The organism is Streptomyces sp. NPDC006458 (assembly GCF_040612135.1).
Lineage (GTDB): Bacteria > Actinomycetota > Actinomycetes > Streptomycetales > Streptomycetaceae > Streptomyces.
On the sequence record NZ_JBEXPR010000025.1, the window covers coordinates 116820 to 128200 of the forward strand.

The following is an 11381-nucleotide window of genomic DNA, read 5'->3' on the forward strand; positions in this document are numbered from 1 at the left end:
GGTGGGCCGTCAGGCGTCAGGCGGTACGGACCTCGATGGCCAGGTCGGTCAGTTCGTAGATGCGCAGGCCCGGCTTCCACAGGTCGGCGTCGGCGACGAGCACCAGGCGGTCGGCCTCCTTGCGGATGTCCTTGACGTGCACGTCGAAGAACAGCTCCTTGTCGTGGCGCAGGATCTGGCCGCGGTACTTCCAGGAGGTCTCCACGTCGGTCGCCATCGCGAAGCGCGGGTTCTCGATGCCCTCGGCGAGGTTCTGCTCCAGGACGAACAGGCGCATCGCCTGCAGGACCGCCTCGACACCGAGGGAGCCGGGCATCACCGGGTCGCGGTGGAAGTGGCAGTCGAAGTACCACTCGTCGGGGCGGACCGCCCGGTAGCCGTGCACATAGCCGCGGCCGTGCTTTCCGCCGTCCGAGACCAGGTCGACGTGGTCGACGAGGGCGAACTTGTCGCCGGGCAGGTGCAGCAGGCCGCCCGAGGGGTCGGTGAACGCCGGGGCGCCCTCGGGGAGTTCGATGCGCCGCACGCGGTCCGCGGCGGGCTTCTCCGCCTCGATCCACGGGGCGATGTACTTGCCGTTGTCGAGGCCGACCTGGTTGACGAGGGCCGCGTCGCTGAAGTAGCCGAAGAGGGACTCGCCGGTGTAGAACACCTCGCCGTCGGCGGAGAGTTCGTAGGAGAAGTTCTGCAGGACTGCGCCGTGGATGGCGCTGGTCATCAGGAGCTTCGAGCGATGGCGGATGGTCTTGCCGCGCAGGTCGATGTCCTTGACGAGGGTGGCGCGGCCGTCGAGGTTGCGGATGCGGTACTGCTCGTCGGTGTTCTTCAGGGTGGCGCCGAGGTAGTAGCCGAGGAAGATCGCTGCCTGGAGCGAGGACTCCATGTAGACGGCGTTCGGCATGTGCGGGAACGAGTTCTGCTCGTAGTACCAGGCGTCGGCCGGCGAGTCGTACTCGGTGACCATCACCGAGCCGGGCGACAGGTCGCCGCGGGTGCCCTCAAGGGACATCACGCGGTCGACGAACTGGAAGTCGCCGTTGGGGATGTAGGGGGCGCGGGAGGTGCGGTAGACCTCGAACTCGGGGCCCATCGCGACGTCGAGCAGGCCCTTGGCGGCGTGCGCGAGGTGCATCTCGTTGATCATCGCGGCCTCGCCGTCGCGGTTGCGGCGGCCGAGGAACTGCGGGACGCCGCCGATCTCCGGGCGGTACGGCGTGCCGTCCTTCTCGCGGACCTGGAGGCCGAGGTTCTTCATGCGGACGACCGGCTTGTCGCCGAGGTAGATCAGGACGTCCGCGATGACGGTGGCGCGCGGCAGGAGGGTCAGCTCAGTGACCTCGACCTCGTAGCGCACCTCGGAGTGGGCCTGGGTGATCTGGCCGCGGACCTGGACCTCGATGGGGGTGTCGGTGACGCAGGTGAAGCGGGCGTCGGGGAGGGTGAGGTGCATGCCCTGGTGCATCAGGTAGATCTGGAGCAGCTGCACCGCGCCCTCGGCGACCAGGGAGCCCGCGAGGACGTGGTCGTCGGGGAAGTGGCAGGTGAAGTACCAGGCGTCGGGCTGGAGGTGCTTGACCGCGCTGATCTTGCCGAGGCCGCGCACGCCGCCCTTGCGGTCGATCTCGACCTCGTCGATCATGCGCATCTTGGCGTCGGGCAGCCGCAGGGCGGGGTTGACGCCGGGGTCCTGGGCGTGGTCCGGGCCGAACACGTCTCCGGGGCGGCCCTGGGCGAGCAGTTCCAGGTCCTCGGCGGTGAGGTGGTTCTTGTCGGTGTAGGCGAGGGGCTTGAAGTAGCCGCGGGGCAGGGCCGCGCGGGCCGCCTTCTCCTTCTCGGTCATCACCACGCCGAGCGGGGTGTCGAGTTCGGCCTGGGTGAAGAACCCGGCGCAGGCGTCGCGCAGTTCGAGGATCAGCTCGCCGTCGGCGTAGCACTGGTAGCTGAAGAAGAAGATCGTCGTGTCGCCCTGGTGGACGAACCGGTCGATGGAGATCTCGTAGCGCAGGGTCTGGCCGACGCGGGGCAGGAAGCCGCGGAAGACCAGCGTGCTGTCCAGCAGGCGGTAGACGCGCTCGCCCTTGTTGCGGAAGTCGATGCCGAGGTAGCTGACCAGCAGCAGGTCGCACTGGCCGGCCTCGACGGTGACGGCCGGGGGCACATAGCCGTCGACCGCGTACCAGGCGTCCTCGGGCACGTCGTACTCGGTGACGATCTTGGCGGGCTTGAACTCGCCCGTGGTGCCCTCGATCTCGGTGACCCGGGTGACGAAGTGGTACGGCGGTGCGGGCAGGCGTACGCGCTTGTCGTAGCCGTCGATCACGCCGAACTCGGGGCCGAACACCTTGGCGACCGAGCCGACGGCGAACTCCAGCAGGTCCGCCTCGTCCCAGATGACGCCCTCCTTGACCTCGCGGTCGGTGGCGGGCGCGGGCTGCGGGGCCACGGGGGCGGCCGGGGCGGACGCGGCCGGGGCGGCGGGGAGCGCGGCGGCGGGCGGCACGGGGGCCGCGGGCCGCGGGGCGGCCGGCAGGGCCGGGCGCTCGACGACCGGGGCCAGCGCGGCGGGGGCGGCGGGGGCCTGGAGCGGACGAGGCGCCTGGACGACCCGCGTCGTCCCGTCGAGCAGGGCCTCGACCCGGCCGAGGGTGGCGGACTGGAGGATGTGCTGCGTCTCCATCACCACCGAGTGGGTGTCCAGCATCTGACGGCGGATCTCGCGCACCAGGTCGCCGGCGGGCGTCTCGGACGCGGCGCCGGACTGCTGGAGGACGGGCCCCGCCGGAGCCGGGGCGGCCGGCTCCGGGCCGGTCGGCGCGGCGGCGGCTCGGGGTGCTTCGGAGGCGCTCTCGCGCGGGGGCTGGGACCAGGGCACGGTCGAGATCGGTGTGCCGTCGAAGGCGATGACCTCGGCGTCGGCGAGGGTCGGGTCGGCTTGCATGAGTGCGGAGTCCTCCGGCGGTGCGGACGGGGCGGGGGCGGTCGGGGCCGCGTGCGCGGCGACGTGGTGTCTGCCGGGGGCGGCCCCCGCGGCGATGCCCGGCTCGGAACCCGCCGGGGTACGGGGGGCCTGCGGCGCGGTGGAGTGCGCGGCGGGCCGGGCTGCGGCGCCGGAGGCGACACCGGAGGGGGCGGAGGAGACGGACTGGGCACCCGCGGCCTCGCCCGCGAGGCGGCCCGAGGCGCTCACGGCCGCACCGGCGGCCGCGGACGCCGCGACCGGCTCGGGGGCCGCGGTGCCCGTCCCCGCACCGGCGGACTCCGCCGCGACGGTGTCCGAGGACGCGGCGGCCGGGGCCGCGGCCAGCTCGCGTGCGATCCGTGCCGGGGCCGGGTCCGCGCCGCCCACCCGGAAGCGGGTCGGCCGGGCCGGGGTGTCGGCGGCGGTCGCGGCCAGCAGCGCGTCCCAGTCCAGGTCCAGGCCGTGCGCGGTCAGGCGGGCCGCGAGCTGGGCGATCGAGCGGGTGGCGGGCACTCCGCGGCGGTCCAGGGGCGCGGCCATGTGCGGGACGTCGCCGAGGGTCTCACGGACCCAGCGGGCGCAGGTCGCGCTGGGCCCGGCCTCCAGGAAGTAGCGGAAGCCCCGGTCGTAGGCGGTACGCACCAGACGCGGGAAGTCGATCGGCGAGCACAGGGTCGTGGCGATCCGGCGGGCCGTGTCCTCGCGGTCCACACCGGGCAGCGGCGCGTAGTCGTACGCGCTGAACAGCTCCAGGTCGCCGAGCGAGCCGGTCGGGTAGCTGTTCAGCCCGGCGAGGGCGTCGAAGTCGGCGTTCACGAGGGAGCAGTGCATGACCGCGCCGACGGGCGAGCGCGCGGCCGGGCAGCCGAGTTCCTCGATCAGCGCGCGGCACTGCGCCGGGTCGCCGGCGACGACCAGTTCCTTGGGCGTGTTGATGTGGGTGAGGAAGACCCGGTCGTAGCCCTTGAGGGCGGTGCGGACCGTCTCCGCGTCGGTGAGCAGGACATGGCTGGACCACACCCGCTCGTCGGGGACGTCCTCGCCGATGCCCCAGGCCTCGCGCACGGTGTTCTTGGCGCCGACCAGGCGGTGCTTGAACACGGGCGTGCCGCTGATCAGGGCGTCGTCGCGGCTCTCGGGGAGCCAGCCCCGGGTGGCGAACAGCATGCTGGACTCGCCGAGGCTGTAGCCGAAGCCGCCGTGCGCCTTGACGCCGAGGACGTCACGGACGAGGTCGGTGTAGAGGATGGAGAAGCTGGTGCCGGTGGCGAGCATGAAGGGGATGTCGTCGCCGAGCGAGCCCTCAAGCGCCATCAGTTCGCGTCGGCCGAGGGCGGCCTGTGAGCGCGGGTAGAGGGCCGCGGCGCGCAGGTGCAGCTCGGGCTCGTCGGCCATGTCCTCGAACGCGTCGAGCAGTCCGGGGAAGGCGCGGAACAGCTCCTGGCCGAGACCGGGGTAGGAGTTGAAGGCGCCCGGGTAGACCAGGGCGACCTTGCCCTCGGCACCGATCGGGTTCGCGGTGAAGCAGCTTCCGGCGGGGGTGGCCCACTCGGTGCCCCCGGCGTGCGCGACGGGCAGACCGCGGGCGGCCAGGTCGAGCTGGGCGGCCAGTTCGTCGCGGTCGCGGCCGACCAGGACGGCGCGCAGGGTGCGGCCGGGCAGCTGCCGGGCGGCGTCACGGGCGAGGGCGTAGGGGTCGGCGCCGTCGTCGAGCAGGGCGCGGTGCTGGGCGACCGTGGCGAGCAGTCCGTCGAAGGAGTCGGCGGACAGCGGCAGCACGACGGGACCGCCGGCCCGCCGCCAGTCCCGCGGGACGAGCGCGCCCCGTGAGGTCCGGGCGGAGAGCACCAGGTGGCCGTGGGCGCCCGCGGCGCCGATGAAGCCGACGCCCGCGTACCGGCGCGAGTCGCGCCGCGCGCGCAGCCAGGGGCGGGAGGTGTCCGGCACGTACAGGCCCGACGCCTCGAAGTCGGCGGTGAGTTCGGCGGCCGGGCGGGTCCAGCCGCGGGTGCCGGGGACGTAGCCGTGGTGCAGGCCGAGGACGGCCCGGATCAGACCGGCCATGGTGGCCGCGCAGCCGGCGTCGCCGACCTGGGCCTTGGCGCTGCCGAGGGCCACCTGGTGGGTGCCGGCCGGGTGGACCTGGGCGAGGCCCGCGATCTCGGCGCGGTCCTGGACGTCGGTGCCGCCCGCGTGCGCCTCGACGTAGCCGATGTCGGAGGCCGTGATGCCGGCGGCGGCGTAGGCCTCGCTCGCGGCGGCCGCGTAGGTGCCGGCGTCGGCCTCGGGCACCGCGCCGTCGACCGGGGCGGCGTGCCGGATCGCGAGGGACTCCAGGCGGGCGTAGACCGGCCGGTCGCCGGAGTCGGGGCGGGTGACGACGAGCGCGCCCGCGCCCTCGCCGATCCGGCGGCCCCGGGCACCTTCCTGGAAGGTGAGCCCGGCCTCGGCGACCACGTCGGGCCGCAGCAGCAGGTTCTCGGCGGAGCCCGCGAGGTCGACGGCGCCGACGAGGACGGCCTCGATGCCGGGGTCGAGCAGCAGCAGCCGGGCGACCTGGAGGGCCTCGGCGGTGCCGGAGCCGTCGGAGGAGACGGTGAAGGACGGGCCGGTGAGGTTCCACAGCGAGGAGATGCGGCTGGCCATCACGTTGCCGATGTAGCTGAGCACCTCGTTGGCGACGATCGGGTCGACCACCGCGTCGCGGCCGACGGCCGTCAGCCGGGCCAGCTCCGCCTCGTCGACCTCGATGCCCGCGCGCTCGAACTCCTGGCGGATGAAGGTGCCCAGGCCGTAGCGGGTGATGCGCAGGTGGGTGAAGGGCTCGGTCTCCATGGCGACGACGACCGCGATCCGACGCGCGTCGGGCGCGCTGCGTCCCTTGGGGACCGCGCGGCTGTAGCCCGCGTCGTGCAGGGCCTCGTCGGCGACCTTGATGGCGAGGGCGTGCTGGAGGTTGTAGGTGCGCAGGTCGGCCGGCGGGATCTTGAGGTCCATCGGGTCGATGCCGAGGCCGTCGACGAACGCGCCGTGCGGCAGGGACTCGGGCGAGACTCCGGCGCCGTGATCGAGGGAGCCGCCGCGGGTCTGGTCCAGGCCGCGCCAGCGTCGCTCGGGCAGCGGACCCACCGTGTCGGCACCGGCGTGCACGGCCCGCTCGTAGGCGTCGAGGGAGTCGAAGGCGCCGAAGTGGGCGCCGAGTCCGACGATGTCGAGCGCGGGCACGGCGGTCGGCGGCTCGGCGTCGGGGGCGGTGCCGTCCGGCTGGGAGAGCACCACATGGGCGTTGGTGCCGCCGAAGCCGAACGCGGAGACACCCGCGCGGCGGGGACCGGCCGTCTCGGGCCAGTCGCGGCCCTCGCGCACCAGGACGTCGGAGCCGACCCTGCCGTCCTTGGAGCTGATGGGCTGTCCGACGCCGATGGTGGGCGGGATGTGCCCGTGGCCCATGGCGAGGACGACCTTGAGCATGCTGCTCAGTCCGGCGACGGTCAGCAGGTGGCCGATGTTGCCCTTGACGGAGCCCAGCAGCGGGACGCGGCCGGCCGTGCCGAAGAAGTCGGCGACGGACTGCGCCTCGGTGGCGTCGCCGATCGGGGTGCCGGTGGCGTGGCACTCCAGGTAGTCGACGGCCGCCGGGTCGATCCCGGCGTCGGCGTAGGCGAGTTCGTAGGACTGGAGCTGTCCGTGGCCCTGCGGGACCAGCAGATGGCGGCCGCTGCCGTCGTTGGACAGGCCGATGCCGTCGACGACGGCGTGGATGCGGTCGCCGTCGCGTACGGCGTCCTCCAGCCGCTTGACGGCGAACATGCCGGCGCCCTGTCCGGTGAGGATGCCGCCGGAGCGGCCGTCGAAGGGCTGGCTGAAGCCGTCGCGCGGGTAGGCCTGGAGGTCACCGAAGGAGAGGTGGATCAGCGTGGGGTCGGGCGCGCAGACACCGCCGGCCAGGACCAGGTCGGCCTGTCCGGCGGCGAGGTGGTCGCAGGCCAGCTTGAGCGCGTACAGGGCGGAGGAGCAGGCGGCGTCCAGGTTGTAGCGGGGTCCGCCGAGGCCGAGGGCGGCCGCGGCGAGGGTGGCGGGGGCGCCGCTGACCATCAGGTCCTCGGTGTTGAGCCGCTCACGGTCGATCCGGTCCTGCGCGTGCGCCAGAGCGCCGAGCGGGGGGTAGCCCGCCCGGCGCAGGCCCTCCAGCACCGCCTCCTGCACGAGGGGGACGCTGACCTGGGCCGAAGTCGGTGTGGGGAAGGAGTAGTTGCCGAGGACGATGCCGGTGCGGGCGAGGACGTCCTGCCGGTCGTCGTGTCCGCTGTCGCGCAGCGCCTCGCGGGCCACGTGCAGCGTCCAGTGGAAGATGCGGTCGAGCCCGGCGAGGCGGTCGGCGTCGAGGCGGTAGCCGGTGGGGTCGAAGGCGAAGTCGGTGACGAATCCGCCTCGTCCGCAGTAGATCTCGTGCTGGGGATCGATGTCCCGGGCCTCGGGGCCGGGGCCGAAGACCTCCGTCCCGCCCTCCCGGCGGCTGTCCGCGCCGGAGTGGAGGTTGCGCCAGAACTCGGCGGGCGACTCCGCTCCAGGGAACAGGCAGGCGAGGCCAACGATGGCGTACTTGCTCATGAGAGCTCTCGGGTCCCTTCTGGGGGTGGCCGGGCCCGGACGGCCCTGGGGGGTGCCGTCCGGGCCCGGCCCGACGCGTGCGTCGGATACGAGGCGGGTCAGCCGTTGAGGAACTTGTCCGCGAGCTGCGGGGCGGAGACGACCTGGACGCCGTCGAAGCGGGTCAGCACCGTCCCGTCGGGGGCGCACGCCGTGATGGTCAGGGCGGCGGTGCTGGAGCTGCCGCCCTCGGCCGGCTCGACGACGAGCAGGAACGGGGCACCGTCGGGCAGCGACCGGTGCAGGGTGACGCGGGCGACGGACAGGGGCAGTCCGGCGGTGCCGCGGAACAGCCGCACCCACACCAGTCCGGCCTGGAGCAGCAGGTCGGCGGTGCCGGGAGCGAACCGGGTGCCGCCGAACGCGCCGCCCTCGGGCCGCAGTTCGGCCAGCTCGCACTCCAGGACCAGCCGGGACTCGTTCTCGGCCAGCACCCGGCGCACACCGCGCAGCGCGGGCCCGTGGAAGAGGGTGCCGTCCGTGTAGAGGCTCGCGGCGTCGCGGCCGCTGCCGAGCGCGGGCAGACCCGCGACGGTGGCCTCGGCGGGCGTGGTGCCGGGGGTGACGACGGCCGCGTAGTGCGGTCGTACGGCGCCCTTGGCGTCGGCGGCCTGGATGGCGACCTCGACGCTGTCACCGGCGGGCGTCATCGCCAGCTCCGGCCGCTCGGGCAGGGTGTCGTCGAACAGGATGCCCTTGCGGACCGAGAAGTCGCGGACCTCGCGGACCTCGGTGCCGGTGGAGCGCTCGACGGCGCCGACGGCCCAGCCGAGGGCGACCACGGCGGGCAGCACCGGGGTGCCGCCGATGACGTGGTCGGCGACGATCGGGTCGTCCACCAGACCGGCGATGGAGCGCCGGACGGTGACGGTGCCGGTCTGCGCGGGCCGCTCCGGCTCGGACAGCGGGGTGGTCGGGCCGAGGACCGTGACCACGTCGGCGGCGCGCTGGGCGTCGAACTGCTCGGTGAACAGCCGGGCTCCGGCGTCGACCGGGATCAGCGTGATGCCGCGCTCCTGGAAGACGGCCTTGATCTGCGGGGAGACCATGCCGCTGTCCCAGGCGCCCCAGTTGAGGGAGGTGACGCGGGCGCCGGGGTGGCGCTGCTTGAAGGAGGAGGCCCAGGCGTTGAGGGTCTCGTTGGCCATCGCGTAGTCGGACTGGCCGCGGTTGCCGAAGAAGCCGGCCACCGAGGAGAACAGGACGATGTGCCGCAGGATGTCGCTGTCCAGGGCGGCGGCCACCGAGCGCAGGCCGGTCAGCTTCGGCGCGAAGACCCGCTCGATCTCGGAGGCCTTCTTGTTGGCGATGAGCTGGTCGGCGAGGACGCCGGCGCCGTGCACCAGACCGGTGATGCGCTCCTTGTAAGGGGCGAGCGCGGCGGTCGTGGCGGCCGGGTCGGTGATGTCGACGGCCAGGTACTCGACGGTGCTTCCGGCGGCCTGGACGTCGGCCAGGGTCTGGCGGATCTCACGGGCGCCGACGACGGCACCGTAGAGCTGCTCGACGCGCTTCGGGGTGGGCTTCTCGCCCGAGGCCTTCAGCTGCGCGGCGGCCGCGGCCTTGAGCCCGCCGGTCTCGACGCCCTGCGCCCAGGCGGGCTCGTCGGCCAGCGGGGTGCGGCCGAGCAGGAGCAGTCCGGGGCGGTGGCGGCGGGCCAGTTCGATGGTGCAGGCGGCGGTGATGCCGCGGCCGCCGCCGGTCACCACGACCAGGTCGTCGGAGCCGAGCGCCGGGACGTCGTCCGCGCCCTGGTGGAGGCTCTGCTCGGCGAGGCCGAGGCCGACGCGGCGGGTGCCGTCGTGACCGACCTGGGTCAGGTCGGCGACCACGTCGTGCAGTTCGTCGGCGAGGAGGGCGGCACCGGCCTCGGGGCTGAGGTCGGCGGCGAGGTCGACGGCTCGGCAGAACAGCCGGGGCGCCTCGACCGCGAGGGTCTTGACCAGGCCGGTCACACCCGCGGCGGGGGTCAGCTCCTCGGCCACACCGGTGAGGCCGAAGGAGCCGTCGAGGCGGGTGACGGTGACGAAGGCGGCGCGGCCCGACTCGGCGGCGGCGGTCAGCGGCTCGACGGCGTGCTTGGCGACGAGCAGGGAGTGCGCGAGGCGCCGGGTGCCCTCGGACCAGTCGCCGAGGTGCGCGGCGGACAGGTCGACGACCAGGGTGACGCGGTCGGCGAGGACCGTCTCCATGCGCTCTGCCAGCTCGGTCACACCCCAGCCGGTCAGCCCCTGGTCCTTGACGCCCTCGACGCGCTGGGCGACACCGGGCAGGCGCAGCACGTGCACCGGGCGTCCGGTCTCGACGAGCCGCGCGGCGAACGCGGGCGCCAGGTCGGAGCCGTCGTCCACGATCAGTGCGGCCGAACCCGGCGCGTAGGCGTCGGTCAGCAGGTCCGGGGTGGGCAGGTCGACCAGCGCGGCCTGGGCCCGGCCGATGCCGCCCGCGGGCTTCGCGGCGGCGGGCTCGGCAGCGGCGGCGGTCGCGGCGGCCGGGGTCGCGGTGTCCGTGTCACCGGACATGAAGTCGACGATCTGGCGCAGCGTGCGCAGCTCGGCGAGCTGCTCGGGTCCTGCGGCGACACCGGCGCCGAAGCGCTCCTGCATCACACCCATGATCTCGACCCGCTTGATCGAGTCGATCCCCAGGTCCGCCTCGACATCCATGTCGAGATCCAGCATCTCCGCCGGGTAACCCGTCTTCTGACCGACGACGTCCAGCAGAGCGGACGAGACGGCGGCGGAGTCCGGGCCGGCGGCCGGAGCGGGGGCAACAGCGGTGGCGGGGGCGGTCGCGGGGGCGGCGTCGTCGGACATGAAGTCGACGATCTGACGCAGCGTGCGCAGCTCGGCGAGCTGCTCGGGACCGGCGGCGACACCGGCGCCGAAGCGCTCCTGCATCACACCCATGATCTCGACCCGCTTGATCGAGTCGATCCCCAGGTCCGCCTCGACATCCATGTCGAGATCCAGCATCTCCGCCGGGTAACCCGTCTTCTGACCGACGACGTCCAGCAGGGCGGCGGACACCGCGGCGGAGCCGGGACCGGCCGTCTGGGCGGGGGCAGCGGCAGGGGCAGCAGGGGCGCCGTCGCTCATGAAGTCGACGATCTGACGCAGCGTGCGCAGCTCGGCCAGCGCCTCCGGACCGGCCGCGACACCGGCGCCGAAGCGCTCCTGCATCACACCCATGATCTCGACCCGCTTGATCGAGTCGATCCCCAGGTCCGCCTCGACATCCATGTCGAGATCCAGCATCTCCGCCGGGTAACCCGTCTTCTGACCGACGACGTCCAGCAGAGCGGCGGACACCGCGCCGGAGTCGGGACCGGCCGTCTGGGCGGGGGCGGTCGGGGCGGCGGTGACGGTGGCCTGGGCGGGCGTGGCGTCGGCCATGAAGTCGACGATCTGACGCAGCGTGCGCAGCTCGGCCAGCGCCTCCGGACCGGCCGCGACACCGGCGCCGAAGCGCTCCTGCATCACACCCATGATCTCGACCCGCTTGATCGAGTCGATCCCCAGGTCCGCCTCGACATCCATGTCGAGGTCCAGCATGTCGGTCGGGTAGCCCGTCTTCTGGCCGACGACGTCCAGCAGAGCGGCGGACACGGCCGTGGCGTCCGGGCCGGCCGGGGCCTGAACGGCCGGGGCGGCCGCGGGAGCCTGACCGGCCGGGGAGGCGTCGGCCATGAAGTCGACGATCTGACGCAGCGTGCGCAGCTCGGCCAGCGCCTCCGGACCGGCCGCGACACCGGCGCCGAAGCGCTCCTGCA

Annotated in this window: 2 protein-coding genes; both read right to left on the bottom strand. The window is 73.8% G+C overall.

Annotation, left to right across the window (positions count from 1 at the left end; all coding sequences use genetic code 11):
* Positions 1 to 16: 16 nt before the first annotated feature.
* Positions 17 to 7570 carry a beta-ketoacyl synthase N-terminal-like domain-containing protein gene (locus ABZZ79_RS29730; RefSeq protein WP_356693902.1) on the bottom strand — a complete coding sequence of 2518 codons (7554 nt, stop codon included), beginning with the start codon at positions 7568 to 7570 and terminating at the stop codon, positions 17 to 19.
* Between the two features lie 98 nt (positions 7571 to 7668).
* Positions 7669 to 11381: SDR family NAD(P)-dependent oxidoreductase (locus tag ABZZ79_RS29735; RefSeq protein WP_356693904.1), on the bottom strand; the 3713-nt coding region annotated here is incomplete at its 5' end.

Bases quoted from the DNA above. Each gene is read 5' to 3' on its own strand.
- ABZZ79_RS29730 (WP_356693902.1), bottom strand. From the start codon at position 7,570: ATGAGCAAGTACGCCATCGTTGGCCTCGCCTGCCTGTTCCCTGGAGCG.